This is a genomic window from Pseudoalteromonas sp. S8-8 (assembly GCF_000497875.1).
In the GTDB taxonomy this organism is placed as follows: Bacteria; Pseudomonadota; Gammaproteobacteria; order Enterobacterales; family Alteromonadaceae; genus Pseudoalteromonas; species Pseudoalteromonas arctica.
The window spans coordinates 66,307-88,202 of record NZ_AUTR01000011.1 but is presented as its reverse complement, the minus strand read 5'-3'; the positions used below and the strand labels follow the sequence as shown (position 1 = coordinate 88,202).

Annotated in this window: 14 protein-coding genes, 1 pseudogene and 1 riboswitch; of the genes and pseudogenes, 2 read left to right on the top strand and 13 right to left on the bottom strand. The window is 40.0% G+C overall.

Annotated features, from left to right (window positions below):
- Positions 1-131 precede the first annotated feature (131 nt).
- The 7 genes from L659_RS0103000 to L659_RS0102970 all read right to left on the bottom strand — a co-directional run bounded on the left by L659_RS0103000 (position 132) and on the right by L659_RS0102970 (position 11,115).
- The gene (locus tag L659_RS0103000; protein ID WP_024589555.1) at positions 132-2,264 is read right to left on the bottom strand and encodes an alpha-galactosidase; all 2,133 of its coding nucleotides are present in this window, start codon (positions 2,262-2,264) and stop codon (positions 132-134) included.
- Between the two features lie 321 nt (positions 2,265-2,585).
- Complete coding sequence (locus L659_RS0102995; protein ID WP_024589554.1) at positions 2,586-4,058, bottom strand: SLC5 family protein; 1,473 nt, start codon at positions 4,056-4,058, stop codon at positions 2,586-2,588.
- A gap of 53 nt (positions 4,059-4,111) precedes the next feature.
- Entirely contained in the window at positions 4,112-4,873 is a 762-nt protein-coding gene (locus tag L659_RS0102990; protein ID WP_024589553.1) for a SapC family protein, read from the bottom strand.
- 12 nt (positions 4,874-4,885) lie between these two features.
- A complete protein-coding gene (locus tag L659_RS0102985; RefSeq protein ID WP_024589552.1) occupies positions 4,886-6,412 on the bottom strand; it encodes a tryptophan halogenase family protein in 1,527 nt (508 codons plus the stop codon).
- A gap of 194 nt (positions 6,413-6,606) precedes the next feature.
- A complete protein-coding gene (locus L659_RS0102980) occupies positions 6,607-9,354 on the bottom strand; it encodes a TonB-dependent receptor (RefSeq protein WP_024589551.1) in 2,748 nt (915 codons plus the stop codon).
- 187 nt (positions 9,355-9,541) lie between these two features.
- Positions 9,542-10,516, bottom strand: coding sequence for an aldose epimerase family protein (locus L659_RS0102975; RefSeq protein ID WP_024589550.1), 975 nt, complete (start codon positions 10,514-10,516; stop codon positions 9,542-9,544).
- 200 nt (positions 10,517-10,716) lie between these two features.
- Positions 10,717-11,115 carry an acyl-CoA thioesterase gene (locus L659_RS0102970; protein WP_024589549.1) on the bottom strand — a complete coding sequence of 133 codons (399 nt, stop codon included), beginning with the start codon at positions 11,113-11,115 and terminating at the stop codon, positions 10,717-10,719.
- Between the two features lie 33 nt (positions 11,116-11,148).
- Between L659_RS0102970 and L659_RS0102965 the strand changes: the two genes are divergently transcribed.
- Entirely contained in the window at positions 11,149-11,853 is a 705-nt protein-coding gene (locus L659_RS0102965; protein ID WP_024589548.1) for a 2OG-Fe(II) oxygenase, read from the top strand.
- Positions 11,854-11,873: 20 nt separating this feature from the next.
- Here the strand turns inward: L659_RS0102965 and L659_RS0102960 are convergent, their stop codons facing one another.
- The 6 genes and pseudogenes from L659_RS0102960 to L659_RS0102935 all read right to left on the bottom strand — a co-directional run bounded on the left by L659_RS0102960 (position 11,874) and on the right by L659_RS0102935 (position 20,416).
- Complete coding sequence (locus L659_RS0102960) at positions 11,874-13,109, bottom strand: cysteine desulfurase-like protein (protein ID WP_024589547.1); 1,236 nt, start codon at positions 13,107-13,109, stop codon at positions 11,874-11,876.
- 11 nt (positions 13,110-13,120) lie between these two features.
- The gene (locus L659_RS0102955; protein WP_024589546.1) at positions 13,121-13,753 is read right to left on the bottom strand and encodes a 2OG-Fe dioxygenase family protein; all 633 of its coding nucleotides are present in this window, start codon (positions 13,751-13,753) and stop codon (positions 13,121-13,123) included.
- Between the two features lie 200 nt (positions 13,754-13,953).
- The gene (acnB, locus tag L659_RS0102950) at positions 13,954-16,551 is read right to left on the bottom strand and encodes a bifunctional aconitate hydratase 2/2-methylisocitrate dehydratase (protein WP_024589545.1); all 2,598 of its coding nucleotides are present in this window, start codon (positions 16,549-16,551) and stop codon (positions 13,954-13,956) included.
- A 292-nt stretch (positions 16,552-16,843) separates the two neighbouring features.
- A complete protein-coding gene (locus L659_RS0102945; RefSeq protein ID WP_024589544.1) occupies positions 16,844-17,905 on the bottom strand; it encodes an OmpA family protein in 1,062 nt (353 codons plus the stop codon).
- Positions 17,906-18,295: 390 nt separating this feature from the next.
- Positions 18,296-19,709: pseudogene (locus L659_RS01000000122885) on the bottom strand (protein adenylyltransferase SelO).
- Positions 19,710-19,720: 11 nt separating this feature from the next.
- A complete protein-coding gene (locus L659_RS0102935; protein ID WP_024589543.1) occupies positions 19,721-20,416 on the bottom strand; it encodes a DNA-3-methyladenine glycosylase I in 696 nt (231 codons plus the stop codon).
- Positions 20,417-20,608: 192 nt separating this feature from the next.
- Positions 20,609-20,808, top strand: a riboswitch (Lysine riboswitch).
- 190 nt (positions 20,809-20,998) lie between these two features.
- On the opposite strand from L659_RS0102935, the gene dapA reads away from it, so the two are divergent.
- Complete coding sequence (gene dapA / locus L659_RS0102930; protein ID WP_024589542.1) at positions 20,999-21,883, top strand: 4-hydroxy-tetrahydrodipicolinate synthase; 885 nt, start codon at positions 20,999-21,001, stop codon at positions 21,881-21,883.
- The last annotated feature ends 13 nt before the right edge of the window (positions 21,884-21,896 follow it).

The following is a 21,896-nucleotide window of genomic DNA, read 5'->3' as shown; positions in this document are numbered from 1 at the left end:
CTAAGTTAATTTACTAAATTAGCTTACAAAGGATATAAAAAAGCCAGCCCTAAACAATATAGAGCTGACTACTGATATCTAAGCTAAGCAGCATAAAAGCGATTAGCGCCTTTTACTGCTCTTAGTTAAATTTAAGCTTTGTTAAGCTCAAATATAAGCGATGTTTGCGGGAATGATATTGGCATTTGTAAACCAAACTGCATTAGCGCTTCACCTGTAAATGTTTGACCATTTACCGCAGCAATAGAAGATGGGCGATACTCTTCAAATTTTACCGGCCACACTAAGTTAAGTGTGTACTGCGCATCGGCATCTAGGCCAACAAAACGTAATTTATTAGGCGCTGTACGCGGTGTTTCGCGAACACTGTTATACGCAAATAACGCTTTTGTTTTTTGCTCATCGATTAAACCAAAGTTAATTGATAAATCGTCGCTATCAAGGCGGTACAAATCGGCGCTATGAATAAAGTCACGATGCTCTTTATGAAGTGCTATTGCCGCCTTAAGTGAATTGTATTCGTGATCGTTCAGTTCACGTGGGTCCATTTCGATTCCCATGTGGCCAAACATTGATACCGCAGCACGCATTTCAATACTTACATTACGCCCTGTGATATGACAATCGCGTGGGCCTACGTGTGCACCCATAACCGACGATGGGAAAAAGAACGAACATCCACGCTGTATTTCAAGGCGATCAAGCGCATCGTTTGAATCTGACGTCCATACACGGTCAGTGTGTGCAAGTACGCCGTAATCTACACGTGCACCACCTGACGAACAGCTTTCTATTTCAAGCCCTGGGTGCGCCGCTTTAATACGGTCAATTAAACGATAAAGTGCTAATGTTTGCTGGTGCACTGCTGGCTTACCATCAAAATTACCCGCATGGTTAATATCGCGGTTCATATCCCATTTAATGTACTTAATAGTTGGGTATTCAACTAAAATATCGTCAATTGCTTTGTATAGGTACTCAACAACCTCAGAGCGCGTTAAATCAAGTACTAGCTGATTTCTAAAGCTTAACTGTTCGTTGTTTTGAGAGCCTAAAACCCAATCAGGATGCGCGCGGTATAAATCACTATCTGGGTTAACCATTTCTGGTTCAAACCAAATACCAAACTCCATACCTAAGCTATTCACATGATCTATAACTGGTGATAAACCATCGGGGTAAATTTTGTAATCTACTGTCCAATCACCTAAGCCAGCGTTATCGCCACGGCGGCCTTTAAACCAACCATCATCAAGTACAAAACGTTCAATACCTAGCGGGGCCACTTTGTCGGCTAGTTGCTTAAGCGTATCTACGTCGTGATCAAAGTAAATGCCTTCCCATGTGTTGTAATGCACAGGACGCGTTTTTTCACGCTGTGCTTGGCTAAGTAAATTAGCTTTAACAAAACGATGAAAATTACGAGAAAGCGCACTAAAACCTTCACTCGAAAACGAGCCATAAATGCTCGGGCTTTGATACGTTTGACCTTTAGCAAGCGTAAGCTCACCAGGAAGTAATAGCTCACCCATTTGCACGTAACGACGACCTTCAGCTAAAAGCTCTGCGCGTAGTTTATTATTACCACTCCAACCTAAATGAAAGCCGTAACATTCGCCGTGCTGCTCGCCTGCATTTTCGTTATGCACTAATAAACCAGGGAATACATCGTGTGATGTTTTGCCTTTACGGTTTTCACGAACAAAACTGCCTAAGACTAAATCAACCGATTGACGTTGAAATTCATTTGACCAACGACCTTCAAAGCTCACTATTTTGCTTACGCTATCTGGCAATTGAAATGTTGGCGCGGCGCAAAAATTAACGCCCAGTGGTGAGTCACCTAAATTAGTTAATACGGTATGCGCGCTAAGTACGTCAGTGCTTTTATCAAGTGTAATGCTGTGCACGACTTCAATACCACGAAGCTTATCTACGCTTACAAATTCAAGTGTTGCGGCTGAAGGCTGACGAACTTCTTGAAGTTGTGGCCCTACTGACCATGCGATTGAATCATTTACTAGCTCAAGCCCTGGCGCACCAGTAAAGCCTTCGCCTAATAACGGAGATAGAGAAATAGGCGCTTCTTCAACCACGGCACATTTTACTTCTTGACGCGTAGCAAGCTGAGTTAGCATTGTTTCTGTTGTTTGCTCAGATAGGCGTTTACCAAAGTACAGTAACGCCGGTGTTTTGCTCTGGCAGTCGAAAATAACGGTGCTGTTTACACTGTCTAATCGATAAAATGATTTAGTGTCGGCCATGATTTTCCTATCCTCTTGTTCATTGTGTGAGTTATAAATATAACGAAAATTAGTAAGCTACACTATTTACTAAATGTATCTCTTTGCTTGAGCCACAATCTATCAGATGGTGACACTCAATAATAATAGTATATATCATACAAATTAGGTTTTGATAGTCTTTACATCGCAAATAGTCAGATAAACTCACTGGAAGTACCACTGTAATAAAAAGTATTAAACTAACCTTCGCTTGGAAGTTCTCATGTTGCTTTTAATACATATAAAAAATCGGCCAGAGTTTCCCCATGACCGATTTTGTCAGCTTAAACTATTTATAATCTATTTTTGTACTTGTCCTGCGTCATCAAGTGCCGGTGTTTTACCTGCCCACTGCGCATTCAAACCAAATACCACTTTATTTACTATCAATGCAAAGGCTACACATACAATCAGTGTAATTGGCATTAAGTGAATGTAATGAATGTCAGTATGTAGTGGTGAGTTTGCAAATGTAAGCATGCCGTACATTACAACACCTAAAATTACTGCTGCAATACCTGCACGTGCATCCACATTTTTAAATAATAAGCCCACTACAAAAATTGAGAATATAGGCATACTTAATAAGCCATTTAATTGCTGTAGTAAGTTAATAATGCTATCTGCTTGCTGGTAAATTGGTACAAGTACCAGTGTTAAGCTTGTGAGTAGCAATGTTACGTAACCACTTAGCTTTACAACACTTGGCTCTTTATTAAAGTACGCTTCGTGAATGTCACACACATATAGTGCTGTAGCTGAATTTAATAAGCTGTTGTAAGTAGAAAGCACAGCTGCTGCCATTGCCGCTGCGAACACACCGGTTAACCATGCTGGCATTACATCACCCACAATTCGACCATAAGCAGCGTCGCCAATATCGCCATAAAGTTTAAACGAAATAATACCCGGTAATACCACAATTGCAGGGACGATTAAAAAACGAATACCCGCAGCTGCAAATATACCTTTTTGCGCTTCTTTAACATTAGGTGCTGCCATTGCTCGCTGTGTGATTGTTTGGTTAGTACCCCAGTAATACATTTGAATAAAGATCATACCGGTTAAAAGTGTTGGCCACGGAATAGGTGAGTCAGCATCGCCTATGAGTGTTAAGCGCTCCTCAGGAATACCCGTAAAGTCATAATCAATCGCATTAAGTGCTAAAAACACGACTAAAACAGCCATGCCTAGTACAAGTATGCCATTGTAGGTATCCGATACAGCAACTGCTCGCAGGCCGCCAAAAAACGCATAAACAGCACCAATAATGGCAAATGCGGTGGCAATATACATTAGCGGAATATCAACCTTAAACATGGTTTGCATAAATAGCGCGCCAGAATAAATAACCGCTGGCATATAAATAAGTGCATTACCTAAAAAGAATAAACCACCAATAACAGCGCGAATATGTTTGTTGTTATAGCGCTTTTCTAAAAGCTCTGTGGTCGTTGTACAGTTGTATTTGTAATAAACAGGAATGAACACTTTGGCTAAAATAATCAAACCTATAATTGCTGCAAGCTCCCACCAAACCAGTAAAGCCATTTGGTTACCATTCATACCTACAAGCTGATCAGTACTTAAATTAGTTAATGTGATTGAACCTGCAACAAACATCCAAGTAAGGCCACCGCCCGCTAAAAAATACTCTTTGGTTTGGCTTTGTCCGTTATTGCGATTTTGGCCTCGGCATTTCCAATAAGTAAGGCCACCAATTAAAGCGGTGACAAAAACAAAAACCACCAGCTGTAAAATGTTATCTGACATGTGTGTGTCTCCTGCGCGTTATGCGCAATGTCTGTGTAATAAAAAAGTGCACGCTACAGCGCGTGCGCATCTCGACTTAGTTCTAACTTAATCTGCTTTAAAGGCATAAGTTCGGGACGTTGGTTATGCAGCTTTACCAATGCATTTAACTGAAACAGTGAAATAAGCATGCTGTTAAGCACACTCAAGTAACCCTGCTTTTGTAGCTCTGCAATGGTATTGCTACCTAATGTTTGCAGTTTGTCTTCATCAACGGTGCTCAAACCTTGAATAGTTTGGGTTTCGCCTTGTTCAAACTGCAATACAATATCTATGTTTTTAATGAGCCCTAACCGCGCAACTTCTTGGGTAAATTGATACGTTTGATAGTCATTTTTTAAGTCGCTTTCTAACAGTTTTTGCTGTGCACTTAAAAATAAACTCGGATTACCTTTAGCATCAAATAGTGCCTCACCTTGCTGCGTGTTTACGGCTGAGCTTTGATCATCAATCGCGATAAAATAATCGCTACTATTTGTTTCTCGAGTCATTAAATAAAGAGGCTGGGTTTGCATACATACCGGTGTGTAAAGTGCCTGCCATTGGTTGTTATTAACCAATAAACTTTGACCTGCACTAAAGCTGGTTAACGCTGATACTGTATAACTGCCATTTTGTGTATTGCGTGCTAAAAAAATAGGTAAGTCGCAGGCTGCTTTTGCTATTTCATTTGCTCTTAAATTAACTAAATGCTGCGTTTTTGCATATTCAACGGCTGCATTGGGGTTAATTTTTAATGTTTGGTGTTTGGTGTTTACTAGTTCACTAATAGCCATAGTTACACATCCTTAAACTGGGTTAGCTGCTAACCACTGCTCTATAAAAGCACGGTGAGGTGGCAAAGTTTGCAACATCTGCTGTGTAAGCTGGCTGTTACGTTCAATTATTTGTTTGGCTTGCACATGTTGTGAATACAAATATGCTTGTTTAGTAAAGTCAGGCTTAAAGCCCATACCGTACAAAACATACTGATAACTGGCAGCAGGGAATAACTCTAATGCGCCATAAAAATCTTGAATAAGCGGGCCACGGCTTCCCCAAAGAAGTAAATCTTCTTGCAGGGTTTGTGGAATAGTATTGAGCTGTACATGTGCTTGCCAGTAAGGCTCTGGGCGCTTGGTTAGCATGTAATGAAGCTTTAAAAAGTCGATAATACGCTGCCAGCGGTAATCCATTTGCTCGTTAAAGCGTTTAGCTACTATAGGCATTACTTGTGTATCTGCTGGCATGTGCTCTGCTACAAAGCGTGCTGAAATTTCAACAAGCATAATAGCGGTTGCTTCAAGCGGCTCTACAAACCCTGCTGACATACCAATAGCAACACAGTTTTTATGCCAAAACTTCTCACGGTATCCTGATTCAAAACTAATTTTACGGGCAGTTAAACCGTTTGCTGCATCGCCTAAATAGTCTCTTAGGTTTTGCTCTGCTTCATCGTCTGATAAAAATTTGCTTGAATAGACATGCCCTACACCTCGGCGGTGCGTTAAACCTATATCCCAAATCCATCCAGCGTTTTGCGCTGTTGCTATGGTATGGCTGGCTAAGGAGTCATCGTTTTCATCGTAAGGGACTTGCATCGCCAGTGCGCTGTCGTTAAATAGCACGTGGTCCATTTTTTTAAACGGTACGTTGAGCGCTTGGCCTAATAACAATGATGAAAAACCAGTACAGTCTATAAATAAGTCGGTGTTTATAGTGCGGGTTTGATCTTTTAGAGTAAGCACATTTATTGCACCATCGTCATCAAGCTTTACCTGATCAACAGTACCAATAATATGCTCTACGCCAAGCTTACTTTTACAATGCTGTTTAAGCATTTCTGTAAAAGCGCCGGCATCTAAGTGATAAGCGTAATTACAATTACCTTGATATTCACCTTGCGCTATACCTCTTGGGGCTAAGCTTGCTTCGCAAATATCATGTTGAAAATTAGTTTGCTGTGCAAAGTCTTCAACATTATCTAAATATGGGGCTAAATCTATACGGCCGTAGCCTAGCGGTACAGTAAATGGATGGTAGTAAAAGTCATTATTGCCATGAGTCCAATTTACAAACTTCCCGCCTTGTTTGAAGGTAGCATTACAGGCTTTAAACACATCGACTTCACGCAAGCCTATTTGCTGAAGTGTGTTTTTCATCGTGGGCCAGGTACCTTCACCTACGCCAATAGTTGGAATGTCTGACGATTCAACCAACATCACTTTTAAGCCATCACCATTTTGACCTTGGTGATACGAAGCTATAATTGCAGCGCTCAGCCATCCTGCTGTACCACCGCCAACTACTGCTACTGTTTTTATTGCTTTATTCATAATGGACTACTCTTTGAGTATTTTTGATAACGTTTTATACAACAAATGCCCGTTAGGGCATTTTGATTTAATGTGTATTCATTTTAGCCAATTAGGTTAACTAATATACATTACTGCTAAATTAACCTAATTGGTATTAGCACCTTGGTGCTGTAATGAAAACTAAGAGGCGAAAAATACGCCTCCATCATTAATTAAAACGATCCGCGAATACCAAACGCGTAACGTGAGCCATTATCTTCTACTGAATAGATTTGGTTAGCAAAACGACCTGTTTGTACCAACTCTTCTTCAGTGATGTTGATACCTTCTGCAAAAATAGTGAAGTTTTCGTTAATATCGTAGCTTGCACTAATATCCCACTGACCGTAAGTTTCTACGTTCACTGGTTCACCGTTAAAGCCGTTATCAACTAAGCGTAAAAAACCTTCACGGTTGTTAAATGCAACACGTGCTTGCCAGTTATCTTGCTCATAGAAAAATATTAAGTTTTGTGAATCGCCTAAACCTTCAAGTGCAAATGTTTGTGTAGTGTCTGCGCCCACGCTAATGTCGCTGTTTACTACTGTTGCATTGGCAATAAAACCAAAGCCATTTTCAAACATATGAGTTACACCAACTTCGTAACCCGTTACTTTAGCTGATTCGCCATTTTGAGGGCGAGTCACTGTGTAAACTTCTGAGCTACCAATAAGTTCGTCATCTGCTTGGTCTGTACATGTAGTACACGCAAAATCAGGACCTGAACGGTCAGACATTTCGTATGTTTCTGCACCTGTTAGGGTAACAATAAAGTCATCTACTTCTTTACTAAATACTGCAAAGCTAAATAAGTTAGCATCGTTGTAGTACCACTCGTAAGAAATATCCCAGTTTTCAGACTGGAATGGTTTAAGTGCTGGGTTACCACCACTTGCCGTTAAATTTTGACGACGTGGCTCGTTAAAGTTTGTCGCAGGAGATAACTGAGACATCGTTGGGCGAGTGATACTGTCGTACGCTGCAAAGCGTAAAATCATGTTATCTTGCAGCTCTAACTTAACATTTAAAGAAGGGAGTAAGTTTGAGTAGCTAGTACCTTGTTCAATGCTTGTAGCCGGGCCAAATACGTTAGCAAACAATGTCGCATCTGACGTTGGTATTACATCGCTAATAAAGCTTTGTATTGCAGCCACTTCAATATCAGTTTCTGAGTAACGCGCGCCAAAGTTAACTGTTACAGGCATATCTGAAAGGTCAAAACCAAGCGTAAAGTCCATGTATAAGCTAGTGATGTCTTCGTTAATTGTGTAACGGTTATTTTGTAGTGTTGGCTCTACTGGGAAACCTTGATCGGCTAAGTAATCAAGCATTTTATCGCCATCGTAGCTATAAAATGTATCGATTAAACCAGGGAAGTAGTTACTCGCTGTATAAGCTTCAAAATCAATTGCATCAAGTGGTGCTTGTGTACCATAACCACAGAACTGACATTGACTACCAAAGATTTGAAAGCTTGATTTTTCACGTTCTTGGCGATAAGCACCAAAGTTAATGCGATCAACGGGGCCTTTATCTGGCACATATTCAAAATCGGCTTTTACTTCAGTAATTTCATCTTCATCTGTAAATTGATTACCAATTTCGTTGTAATGAAGTCGCGCTAGGCTTGGATCTGGCAACGAACCATTTTCAAAACCATCATGCTGTACAGTAGGAATGCTGCCTGTACCGTCAAAAGTATAGCTATTGATAACACCTACAACGTTAAAGCGATCTCTACCCGCACGGTCGTTTTCGGCTGTTGAGCGAGATACATCAAATTTAGCTTTTAATGACTCGTTTACTTGCCAGTCAACGTTAATACCAAATGCTTTATTAGTTACATCACGTGAGTTACGTGTATGTGATACAAAGTCGCTTGCAGGGTCGCCACTTGGCACGCCTAAGCCAACTTCTTGAGAGAAAGTTAAAAGCGTGCCTGTTTCAGGATCAATCGTTGCACTGCCTACGCGGTCTGGTTCAAACCACGATGCTAAATCGCGTACTGTTGAGTCAACTTCGAATTTTGAAATCATGCCATCAACAGTAATCGTAACATCGTCAGACGGTGCATATTGTAGTACTAAACTTGCATTTGTACGTTCACGGTCTTGCTCATCAACTACTTGGTCCCAGTTACGTGGAATGTAAGCATTATCAAACAATACACCATCCGTTGGGTTAGAGATTGTTTGACCGCCGCGCCAACCTGCCGTTAAAATTTGGTTATTTTGAAGTTTACGTTGTTGATTAGTGATGGCAAAAAGCACACCTAGCTTGTCATCGTTAAACGTATTACTTATTAAGAATGATGTTGATGGAGATACTTCTTCAGAAAGGCTTTCGTACATACCTTTAACTGAACCTAAAATATGTAAACCACCAAAATCAAAAGGGCGTGCTGTAGTTACGTTAACCGTACCACCAATGCCGCCTTCTTGAAGAGTTGCTGTATTACTTTTATAAATATCAGCACCGGTGATTTGATCCGCGGCCAATACATCAAAGTTAAATTCACGACCTGCGCTGTCTGTCGCAATTTGACGACCATTAACAAGTACAGTATTAAATTGTGGACCAAAACCACGAATAGTTACCGCTTGGCCTTCACCACCACTACGGTCAATTGCTACACCTGTAATACGTTGCAGAGATTCTGCTACGTTTAAATCAGGAAATTTACCAAGATCTTCTGCTTTAATCCCGTCTGTAACAACATTAGATGCTTTTTTATCTAACATTGATGAACGTAAGCTGCTGCGGATACCCGTTACTGCGATAACTTCAACATCTTCATTTACTACTGTAGGCGTATTGCCTTCAGCGCCTTGAGCTGCAACGTTTCCGCTTGCCAATATGCCAGTGATAGCAATACTGATCGCGGTTTTCTTGTTGAACGATAACTTATTGTTAATTATCATTTTTTAAAAACTCCTGATTGTGTGTAGTCGTTGTGTCGTTGTGGTAGTGCATATAGTTTCAAATACTATTTATATTATAAATACTTTAAACCAGCAAAAAGTGCAACCTTTTCCTGAATTATGGATAGCATTTAATCACTGTATTTTTGCTTTTAATTTTCTTTAAATTAACATTAGAATGCTGTATTCACTCAGAAAATGCGTAAATAATAACCTGTTCGTAATCCTCTCCCGGTAATAAATTAGCTTTTGGAAAATTTTCACGATTTGGCGCATCTGGCCAATTTTGCGCTTCAAAACACAAAGCTTGTCGTGCTTTAAAAGGCGCACCTACAAAGTTAGCGGTGTATAACTGCATACCTGGCTGAGTGCTTTTGAGCGTTAAATTAACCTTCGTGTGTGGCGAGGTTAATGTAGCCATCGTCTTTAAACTGCTGTCATCATTAAAAATATAGCAGTGATCAAAGCCATTTCCAGCTTCTAGTTGAGGATGAACGGCGCTTAAGGCCTCACCAACTTGAGCTGGCTTAGTAAAGTCAAAGCAGGTACCGCAAACTAAAGCGGCTTCATTAAGTGGAATACTAGTTGTATCAATAGGAAGGTAACGATCGGTATTAATTTGAACAAGATGCTCATTAATTGATTCACTGCCATCAAGATTAAAATAGCAATGGTTAGTAAAGTTAACGAGCGTTTCTTTATTGGTTAGCGCTTTAAAGTGCAGAGTAAGCTCGCCGTTTTTAGCGCTAATCGTTTGCCAAACCTGCAACTCACCGGGGAAACCTTGTTCGCCGTCGGGCGAGCAATAATAAAGCTCAACTTCACTTTCAGTTTGTTTGGTTACTTGCCACAGTACTTTATTAAAGCCTTTAACGCCGCCGTGCAGGCTATTAGGGCCGTTATTTGCTTCTAGTTGATACTGCGTACCAGATAAGTTAAAACGCCCCTTTGCAATGCGATTAGCGTATCGACCTACTGTAGCGCCAAGATAAAATGGGTTTTCAAGATAGTATTGAGGATCATCGACGCTAAGCGTCATTTCTTGTTTTTTAAATTTAATGCTTTTTATTATTGCGCCAAATGGCAAAATTTCAGCTGTTAAATTTTGACCATCACTGAGCTGAATAACTTGTAAAGGTTGGTTATTGGCAATAGATGTCACACGCATTCTCCAATCAAATTACCGAATTAACATTTCCTGTTATAACGGCGCAACAATATATAATATAAATAGTATATAATTGAAGCCTGTAACTCAATCTAAATACGTTGAAATTTCTCGACAAATATTTACAGCTGCCATCATATATTTACAATAATTCAGCTCAGTATGGGCTTATGTAAAACATAAGCCTCGTAAGGTTAACTGCTTTGGTAAATGTGCTCGTTAAGCGCTGCTTTTTCGTCAATGCTAAGCGCTTGTTTTGATTTAGCAATAAAATCATACCTCACCATAACGGCCTTACCTATTGCGCAGCATTTATCGTGTTGCCATGCTTCCTGTCTCAGCGTAAAAGAGCTAGTGCCTATATGCTCTACAGAGGTTTTTACGGTCACTTCGTGGCCATAAAATAATTCGCCCACAAACGACACTTCAACTTTGGCGATAATCAATTTCCAATCATGTGGATTTAAGTCCGGTGTAAAAAACTTAAAAATAGGTCCACGTGCGACTTCAAACCATACAGGTAGTACGGTATTGTTAATGTGTCCGAGTGCATCTGTTTCGCTAAAGCGCGGCATCACTTTTTCAATAAACATAAAAATCCAATAATAATTATATAAAGGTAAACCATGACGGACTTTATACGCGTTGTTGATAACGCATTAAGCGATGAGTTTTGCGATGAATTTATTACCACATTCGCGCAAAGCCCGCATGTAAAACAAGGGGTAACATCGGGCGGTGTCGACTTAAAGAAAAAAGACAGTCACGACCTACACTTAAATAATCACCCCGAATATGCACAACAATTAAAACATATACAACAAACGACTGCACAGCATGTTTTTAAGTATGTTGAAGAACATATTTTTATGATGATTGGGGCGTTTGGCTTAAAGGTCTATCACCCAAAAACAGGTGACGTTGTCGATTTAACCCAAGAGAATTTTGAAGAAGTGGGTAAACCGCAATTACCTTTGCTAGTTCAGCAAATTTTTAGACTTGGTAATATTCAAGCGCAAAAATACGAAGTAAATAAAGGTGGCTACCCTTACTGGCATAGTGAAGTTTACCCGCAGCTACAGCATAATGAAGCACTGCATCGCGTGTTGTTATTTATGTTTTATTTAAACGATGTTGATGAAGGCGGTGAAACGGAGTTTTACTATCAAAACCGTAAAATCGCCCCTAAAAAAGGCACTATGGTAATAGCCCCAGGCTACTTTACACATACTCATAGAGGCAATAAGCCAGTATCAAACGATAAGTATATTTTAACATCGTGGGTGTTGTTTAATCGTGCAGAACAAATATATGGTGCGCCAAAGAGTTAGCGCACCAAAATCAGTATTATTTAACCGAGCAGTTCATCAAATAAATTAAACAACTGATCTAGCTCTTCAATGGTGTTGTAGTGCATACAACCAATGCGCACTACACCGCCTTTATCAAGCACATCTAATTGCTTGCACAAACCTTGCGCGTAAAAATTACCATCCCACACACAAATATGCTGCTTACCTAAAAATTCTGAAACGGCGCGTGGCTCAAGCCCTTCAAAAATTAAAGCAAAAGTAGGTGTACGCTCATTTAAGCGATCAAAGTCATCAATACCAAACAACTTAATGCGTGGGTAGTTTACCAAGCGCGTTAAAAAGTGCTCACTAAGCGCCATTTCGTGTTGTTTAGTTTTAGCAAAAGCCACACTTAACTTTTCGCGGCGTGAATGGCTATCGTCAAGTTCGCTAATTGCTGCAATGTAATCAACAGCCGCGATAAAACCCGCCATGGCTTCAAAGCTTTGTGTGCCGGTTTCCCAACGACCTGGTGCTACGTCTTTAGCTGGCTCAACTTTATAAGGCGTAAACCCGTCTAAATGTTCTTTTTTACCGTAAACCATACCTAAATGCGGGCCAAAAAACTTATATGCAGAGCAGGCTAAAAAGTCGCAATCAAGTGCTTGTACGTCTACAAGTTCGTGCGGTGCGTAATGTACGGCATCAACATAAACAAGTGCGCCTACAGCGTGAGCAAGCTCAACAATACGTTTAATATTATTAATTGAACCTGTGGTATTTGACGCATACGTTACCGCTACAAGCTTAGTGTTGCTGTTTAATAAGCTTTCAAACTGCGCCATATCTAAGCTGCAATCTGCTTCGTTAATAAGCGCTGTATTTACCTTTACGCCTTTATCTTCTGCGGCTTGTTGCCACGACGATACATTTGAGAAATGATCGGCATTGGTTACAATTATTTCATCACCAGCCTGCCAGTCGCGTGAAATAGCACGGCTAAAGCTAAATGTTAGGCTGGTCATGTTTGGACCAAACACAATTTGTTGTGAGCTAGGTGCATTAAGTAAATCAGCGGCTGCTTGACGCGCATTCGCCATCAATTCAACGGTTTTATCACTTGAAAAAAACGCGCCACCTAAGTTTGAATTATAATGACCTAAATAAGCTGTCATCGCATTAAGCACCGATGTTGGTACCTGCGAGCCACCCGGTCCGTCTAAAAATATTGGCGATTTACCATCAACGTTTTGCATTAATGCAGGAAACTGCTCACGTAATTGCGTTATGTTCATGCCTAACTTCCTTAAGACGTTAATACAAAACAATCCAGGTAACCTGGTTTGCTAGCATCAATTTTGTTCATAGGTGTTGCGTTGTGCCACACTTCACGGTCGTTTATTAATGCAAACATGCCGTCTTTTATTTCCATTTTAAAACAAGGCTCAGCTTGCTTGTTTTCGTATACAAGTAGCTCGCCGCCTTCTAAGTTTTCATGAGAAACGCCGCATATACATACATGGTCAAAACCATCTTGATGCACGCCTTCTGGCGCTGCCGGCGTATCGCTGTTAATTGCAAGCATACGGAACTGATGAATTTCAATATCACGCTGTTCATCAATACCGGTAAGTTGGCGAAACTCATTTACAATGCTTTTCATGCCTTCTGACTCAAGTAAACTTTGCTCTAGGTTTTCGTAAGTACGCTCTACATTACCTTGAAAAGTATTAATTGAATCGTCTTGAACAAATGCTTTGGTTTGTTGTAACTTTATTTCACCATTTTGCATTTTAACTACTGAGTAACGACGTTTACGAAAGGCGCCATCTGCATAAGGATTTGCAGGCAGGTTATCAAAAGAAGGCTTAACCAAATCAATATTTGCTTGGTTAACAAAACGTAGTTGCAGTAAATTCTGGTTGTTTAATGCTGTCATAAAATCTCGCCTAAAATAATGAGAATATTGATGAGGATTTTAATGCATTTTGATAGGAATTTTTGCGCGATTACTTACTTTAAAAGCAACTTAAGACTAGATTTAATACAATAATATAAAAAAAGAAGCATGAACTATCTAATATTTATTTTAGCCAATAAAAAACCCGCCTAAGCGGGTTTTTAAACAAACTCTAAAAATTATACAGCTTGTTGAATAATCACGTTGTCTGCTTTTTTAGTGTAAGCAGGCATACGGTGGAAGTTCAAGTAACGGTATGTATCTGACGCCGTTGCATTGATCTTCGCAGCATATTCTTGATACTCAGCAACTGTTGGTAATTTACCAATGATTGCAGCAATTGCAGCAAGCTCAGATGATGCTAAGAATACGTTTGCGCCATTACCTAAACGGTTAGGGAAGTTACGTGTAGAGGTAGACACAACCGTTGCTTTATCTGCAACACGTGCTTGGTTACCCATACATAGTGAACAACCTGGAGTTTCGATACGTGCGCCAACACGACCAAAAATACCATAGTAACCTTCTTCTGTAAGTTGGTCTTTGTCCATCTTAGTAGGTGGAGCAACCCAAAGCTGAGTCGGAAGTTGACCTTTAAAGCCATCAAGCAACTTACCAGCAGCACGGAAGTGACCAATGTTAGTCATACAAGAACCGATGAATACTTCATCAATTTTCTCGCCAGCAACATCAGAAAGAAGACGCGCATCATCTGGGTCATTTGGAGCACAAAGAACTGGCTCTTTAATCTCAGCTAAATCAATTTCAACGATATGCTTGTACTCTGCATCAGCGTCAGCTTCCATTAGTTCTGGGTTAGCTAACCAATCTTGCATTGCAGTAATACGACGTTCAATCGTACGTACATCGCCGTAACCTTCAGAAATCATCCACTTAAGCATAACAATGTTTGATTCTAGGTATTCAGAGATAGACTCTTTAGATAACTTAACAGTACAACCTGCTGCCGAACGCTCTGCAGATGCATCTGATAATTCAAACGCTTGCTCAACAGTTAGGTGCTCAACGCCTTCAATTTCTAGTACGCGACCAGAGAATTCGTTAATTTTACCTTTTTTCTCAACTGTTAATAAACCTTGTTTGATACCGTAGTAAGGGATTGCATGAACAAGGTCACGTAAAGTGATGCCTGGTTGCATTTCGCCTTTAAAACGAACCAAAATAGATTCAGGCATATCAAGTGGCATAACACCAGTTGCTGCTGCGAATGCTACTGCACCCGAACCTGCTGGGAATGAAATACCTAATGGGAAACGTGTATGTGAATCACCACCAGTACCTACGGTATCTGGTAATAACATACGGTTTAACCATGAGTGAATAATACCATCACCTGGACGAAGTGAAACACCGCCACGGTTCATGATGAAATCAGGAAGCGTATGGTGAGTGCTTACATCGATAGGCTTAGGATAAGCTGATGTATGACAGAATGACTGCATTGTTAAATCTGCAGAGAAACCTAAACATGCTAGATCTTTAAGTTCATCACGTGTCATAGGACCTGTTGTATCTTGCGAACCAACAGTTGTCATTTTAGGCTCACAGTACTGACCTGGGCGAATACCTGCAACGTTACATGCTTTACCAACCATTTTTTGCGCTAGTGTGAAGCCTTTATCAGAAACTTCTGTTGCTGTTGGTACTTTAAATGTATCAGTTGCGCCTAAGCCAAGAGATGTACGCGCTTTATCAGTTAAACCACGACCGATGATTAGTGGAATACGACCACCAGCACGAACTTCATCTAAAATCACATCAGATTTAAGCTCAAAAGTAGAAATCACTTTATCAGTACCATGTTGCTTAACAACACCTTCATATGGGTAGATGTCGATTTGTTCGCCCATGTTGAGTTCATCAACATTTAATTCGATTGGTAATGCGCCTGAATCTTCCATTGTGTTGAAGAAGATTGGAGCAATTTTATTACCTAAACATACACCGCCAACACGCTTGTTTGGTACGAACGGGATATCATCGCCCATAAACCAAAGTACAGAGTTAGTTGCAGATTTACGAGAAGAACCCGTACCAACAACGTCACCTACGTATGCAAGTGGTAAACCTTTGGTTTTTAATTCTTCAAGCTGAGTAATTGGACCTACTTCGCCCGCTTTATCAGGTGTGATACCGTCACGTTCAATTTTTAGCATTGCTAAAGCATGCAGTGGGATATCTGGACGAGACCATGCATCTGGTGCAGGAGACAAGTCATCAGTATTGGTTTCGCCAGTTACTTTAAATACAGTTACTGAGATCTTTTCAGCAACAGCTGGTTTATTAGTAAACCATTCTGCACTTGCCCAAGACTCAATAATTTGCTTAGCAAATGTGTTACCTGCTTTTGCTTTTTCTTCTACATCGTAGAACGCATCAAACATAAGTAATGTGTTTGAAAGGCCTTTTACTACGATCGGCGCAAGCGTTTCATCATCAAGTAGGTCAATCATAGGTGCGATATTGTAACCACCTAACATTGTACCTAACAGTTCTGCTGCTTTTTCTTTAGAAATAAGTGGAGAATTTGCTTCACCTTTAGCAACTGCCGCTAAAAATCCTGCTTTAATATAAGCAGCATCATCCACGCCTGCAGGAATGCGGTGAACTAATAAATCTAAAATGAACTCTTCTTCACCAGCCGGTGGAGTTTTAATTAATTCAATAAGATCAGCTGTTTGCTGAGCATCTAATGGCGCTGGTACGATACCTAACGCGGCACGTTCTTCTACGTGTTTACGATATTCTTGTAGCACAATATTGCCCTCTTGGTGACGTGAAAGTATCCGGTAGCGCTTCAAGCGCAAATAAGTTACCCAATACTTATAGTATTCTAACGCGTAATTATAAAGCTTTTATGGATAGATGAAAATCCATCCAGTTACGCAACTGATTATACCGATTATAAATACTATGAATAGTGGTTGTAGTAAAAACTATTTTCATGAATACTTGTTAAGTAAGAATCATTACCATTAAACAATATTAATTTATTACAGCCATAAAAAAACCCAGCACTTGGCTGGGTTTTTATTACAAACTATTTAATTAACGTAAAACTTTAACGTTTTTGATAGTTTTGATATGCGCTTCTACACGACGGTTTTCTGCGTTTGCAGCTTTAGTGTTTGCATCATTTTTAAGACGCTCTTCACCTAAACCAACTGTAGTAATACGGTCTTTAGCAATGCCATCAGAAACTAATTGCTTAGCTACTGCATCAGCACGTTTTTTCGATAACCATTTGTTGTAAGTTGCTTTACCTACAGAAGAAGTGTGACCTTCTAAAAGTACTGTTGTATCTGGGTAATCTTTTAAGAATGCAGATACTTTTTCAATATCGTTTAAGTACTGAGTAGATACTGCTGAAGCATTGTTAGGGAAAGTCACTAATAAGCTTACAGTCACTTCTTTATCTTCATATAAAGTACAACCAGTGCCATCAACTGCATCAGTCATAGGTGTGTTAGCACACTTATCATCTGCATCAGAAATGTTGTCGTTGTCGCTATCTGTAGGAGCTACAGCTACTTCAATTACCTTAGGCTCTGGAGCTGGTTTAACTGGCTCTACAGGAGCTGAATTTTGGCCAAATAAGTAGTTAATACCAATTTTAGCGCCTACATCTGTGTAACCACGGTCAAGACCTTGGTATACAGCTGTTTCAGCATTTACAAATAAGCCATCTGTAATGAAATGTTGGTAACCAACACCTGCATTTAAGAATGTATTGTCATCTACTACGTCTATTTCTTTAATACCGAAAAGACCGTAGAAAGGACCGCCATTTAAATGGTAAAGAGCATCAATACCGTAACGCTCGCCATCAATACCGTTGCGGTTGCCAGCAACTTTATCAAAAGCATTAAAATCCATATCTGCATATTCAAGACGTGCGCTCCAGTAATCACTGAAACGGTAACCGGCTTCAACACCCCAGCCAGTTGATTCATTTACATCAAGACCAGCTTGAGCACGCATGTTTTTCCAAGATGCGTCATAATAGTCGCCAAATGCGCCAATGTAGAAACCTTCTTCTTTATCAGCAGCGAATGTAGATGCGCTAGTTGCAGCCAACGCGATTGCAATTGTAAGTGATTTTAATTTCATTGTTTTCTTCCCATTTGAACAATTTTAAATTGTAGCTAATCGATACTAGCTCAATCAGTTTTATATAGACTAACTGAGCCTTTGTTAATCAATACTTAACGAAAAATAAAGTTTATAACTTTTTTCTATGCCTCGTCACAACACACATCCACTTACTATAGGCGAAATTAAAACTTTATTGAAAAATAAATATAGTAGTTTGTTGTAAATTAGTACTTAGCAAGGAATGTAAGAGCAATTAAATTAAATGCACTTATAAATGCAAAGAAATATTGCTTGGCTTTAATTCGGCGCATAATACCACCAGAATTAACATTACCCTAGGTATATGCACATATTTGATTAAAAAATGGCTCTTTTTAATCATGTAGTTATACTCAAAGTTAAGTATTAAGTACCACAAAAAGTTTGGTAATCATTATCATTTATCGGTGCAGCCTGAAATTCTGATAATTTTTCACTGTCAGAATACGGGTTACTGGCTATTTTTATAAAGCGCTGTAGCAACTCACTAGACCCAGTAGCGTTATATTGTGCAATTATTTCTTCGATCACATGATTACGCGGTATAACACGAGGATTTGCCGCTCTCATTACTTCATAACTATTATCGTCAGTTAAACTTACCCACTTAGCTCTCCATTCAATTAATGACTCAGGTACGCTTTTTTCTCCTTTTAAGGATTCAGTAAGCGCATCAAAGGTATTGGTGTAATCGAGCTGATTATCTTTTAATAGCGTTAACAACTCTGCTATTAACTCGCCACTACTATCGCTAGATTCATTTAAACCCAGTTTTTGTGCCCACATAGCCGTAAACTCAGTATTAAACTGCTCAGCAAAACTATTAATAAATGGCGTCATTAATGAAACCGCTTGCTCGTCATCATCGCTAATAAGCGGTATTAAACTCTCAGCTAAGCGTGCGCAGTTCCAGTTAGCTATATTAGGTTGATTACCAAATGCATACCGACCTTGTTTGTCGATAGAGCTAAATACAGTATCAAAATCAAAGCTATTCATCATGGCACACGGGCCGTAATCAATGGTTTCTCCGCTTACTAGCGTATTATCGGTATTCATTACTCCGTGAATAAAGCCAACACGCATCCAGCTCACAACTAGCTTAACTTGGTTTTTAATCACAGCGCCTAAAAATGCTAAATAGCGCTGCGATCCTGTATCCGTTATTTCTGGGTAGTGTCGCTCTATAGCTAAATCGGCTAAATTTTTAAGTCCTTCAACATCGCCTTGCGTCGCTAAATATTGAAACGAGCCAACACGAATATGGCTCNCTCGTTGCTAAACGAGTCACTATGGCGCCTGCTTGTGGCGGATTACGATAAACCGTTTCACCACTACCAACAACCGCTAAGCAGCGTGTGGTTTTAATGCCTAGTGCATGCATTGCCTCGCTCATTACGTATTCACGAATAGCAGGACCAAGAGCACAACGCCCATCTCCCCCTCTTGAGTAAGGAGTAGCACCAGAGCCTTTTAATTGAATATCCCACAACTGGTTTTTATCATCATTAATAGCGCCCAGTAAATGCGCTCGCCCATCGCCTAAACGTGGTGAAAAATGTCCAAATTGGTGCCCAGAGTAACCAAGTGCTACTGCAGGAATCGCCTGTTTTTCGTTACCGCTAAAAGTGCTAGCACGCAAATCAGCTGCAACGTTAATATTAAACTCTTTTGCTAAGCTCTCGTTCCACAGTAATAACTGAGGAAAGGCAACACTTGCAGGGAAATCTTCTATCGCAAAGTTTTCCGTAATGTCTGTGTATCTTGGCACTAATTTCATGGTAATTCCTATTATTGCTGACTTATACCAACACGGTTGTCACCAACGCCATAAGCAACAATTAAACTTAACTCTTGCATACTTAAGCCGCTTTGCTTTTGCATTTCATTAAAAAAAGCTTGGGCAGCACTCAGTGATTTTTTAGTTTGTAAGCCGCCGTCTATAATTTTATGAGCACGTAAGTAATTCTCTACATCGCGTGATAGTAAAAAAGTATCTTTACCAAGTGCTCGTAGCGCATAAGGTCCTGTATTTCCGCCTAAACGCGAACCATGTTTTTTTAAATACGCCCATAAACCAATAATATCGTCTGCTGGCCAATTAGCGACAAACTGGCTAAAACTGCCATGTTCCCCTGCTATTTCGTGGATCATGTAAGCATTTTCGGTAATTGTTTTTACTTTTTTATAGTTACGAACGATTCGCTCATCCGTTGCTTTTTGTTCCAGCATATCAGGTGGCATCATTAATAACTTATCAACGCTAAAATCCCAAAAAACCTCTCTAAAGCCTGGCCACTTATTATTAATGACTGACCAATAAAAGCCGCTTTGAAATACTTTTCGAGTAAATTCCTCAAGCCAATCGTCGTCACTTAACGTGCTTAGTTGTTTTTTAGATAGCGGTTTTGCAAGTAATAACTTAAGCATTTTTTCGGAGCCTTTTCGCTCTACCGCTCGCTTATAAATATCGCTAAATTTTTCCATACTAATTAAATACCTCACTACTTATATTGCTAGTGTACGAGAAAAGCACCCAATACGTAACCACTCCCATTATGGATGAATGAATATGCATTTAGTCGCTTGACACCTAGACGGCTAAAATGCTTTAATCGCCGTAATTACCCTATTTAAATTGCACAGGTTTGTAAGTTTTTACTCTACAAACAGGTGTAAAGGGCTAGAAGAGGTGCGTTATTCAGGTAGCGTATGTTAGGAGCGCAAACTCCAGTGAGCATACGTGAGGGGAATTAACGCCGAGAAGTAACCACTTTTGCGAGGTGTTTATTTCGGGCGACTAGGTTGAACCCTAGCGACTGTCACCAATAGCTGCTTATAAAAGCAGCTTATTAGTTTGGTGGAGAGCTTCTGGTCTTAAATATTAAGGCCGTGCGCCCTATTATTTTAAGCCCATTCGCTCTTCGAATTATTAGTTCGAACGACGTTAATGCGGCTCCTTCCATAAAGCTTTTTAACTCTTCGAATAATACCAATTGCATTAAATTAGTTATCGCTAAAATGATCACGTTTTTAATAAAGTTGGTACAAATTATAAGTTCGTGAGAGATGATCAACAACTTCAATTTAAACGACTACTCATTGTGGACCGCGCTCGTAACGCCATTTGATCAACACGGCGATGTTGACTACAACACGTTAACTAAACTGGTTAGCAATCAAGAAGCAGCGCATAACGGTATTTTACTACTTGGCAGCACGGGCGAAGGTTTAGCACTAACGCTAAAAGAGCAACAAGCCATTGTTGAACACGTATGCCAGCTAAAACCAGCAGTACCACTCATGGTTGCTGTGGGCGGTAGTAACTTAAAGCAACAAATTGAGTGGGTTAACTACTGTAATACACTCCCAATTCATAGCTTTTTACTTGGCTCACCGCTTTATGCAAAGCCTGGCGCTATAGGTCAAACTCATTGGTTTGAAAGCCTACTTAATGCAAGTGTTCACCCGTGTATGCTTTATAACGTACCGGGTCGAAGTGCTGTTAGCATTCCAACGGCAACAATTCAAAACTTACAAAATAATAAAAATTTATGGGCGTTAAAAGAAGCGAGCGGCAGCATTGCTCAGTTTGAAGCTTATCGCCAAGCTGCACCTAATTTAGCTATTTTTAGTGGCGACGATGCGCTAATGCCTTATTTTGCTCAAGCTGGCGCAAAAGGTTTGGTGTCGGTAGCTGCAAATGCATGGCCCGCACAAACTCACGAGTTTGTTAAACGCAGCTTAAGTGGTCAACACCCTAATTTATTTGCCCAGTGGTCAAGCGCTATTAATAGCCTATTTGCTGTTGCAAACCCTATTCCCGTAAAGGTATTGATGCATTTGCAAGGTCGCTTAAGCAGCCCGCAACTTCGTCCACCTTTAACACACCTTGAGTTAACTCAAACCGATTGCATCACAACTGCAAACAACACCATTTTATCTTGGCATTAAATACAGGTTTTTA

Coding starts and splice junctions, on each gene's coding strand:
- dapA (WP_024589542.1), top strand. CDS start 20,999: ATGATCAACAACTTCAATTTAAACGACTACTCATTGTGGACCGCGCTC.
- L659_RS0102980 (WP_024589551.1), bottom strand. CDS start 9,354: ATGATAATTAACAATAAGTTATCGTTCAACAAGAAAACCGCGATCAGT.
- L659_RS0102965 (WP_024589548.1), top strand. CDS start 11,149: ATGACGGACTTTATACGCGTTGTTGATAACGCATTAAGCGATGAGTTT.
- L659_RS0102935 (WP_024589543.1), bottom strand. CDS start 20,416: ATGGAAAAATTTAGCGATATTTATAAGCGAGCGGTAGAGCGAAAAGGC.
- L659_RS0102960 (WP_024589547.1), bottom strand. CDS start 13,109: ATGAACATAACGCAATTACGTGAGCAGTTTCCTGCATTAATGCAAAAC.
- L659_RS0102990 (WP_024589553.1), bottom strand. CDS start 4,873: ATGGCTATTAGTGAACTAGTAAACACCAAACACCAAACATTAAAAATT.
- L659_RS0103000 (WP_024589555.1), bottom strand. CDS start 2,264: ATGGCCGACACTAAATCATTTTATCGATTAGACAGTGTAAACAGCACC.
- L659_RS0102970 (WP_024589549.1), bottom strand. CDS start 11,115: ATGTTTATTGAAAAAGTGATGCCGCGCTTTAGCGAAACAGATGCACTC.
- L659_RS0102995 (WP_024589554.1), bottom strand. CDS start 4,058: ATGTCAGATAACATTTTACAGCTGGTGGTTTTTGTTTTTGTCACCGCT.
- L659_RS0102955 (WP_024589546.1), bottom strand. CDS start 13,753: ATGACAGCATTAAACAACCAGAATTTACTGCAACTACGTTTTGTTAAC.
- L659_RS0102985 (WP_024589552.1), bottom strand. CDS start 6,412: ATGAATAAAGCAATAAAAACAGTAGCAGTAGTTGGCGGTGGTACAGCA.
- L659_RS0102945 (WP_024589544.1), bottom strand. CDS start 17,905: ATGAAATTAAAATCACTTACAATTGCAATCGCGTTGGCTGCAACTAGC.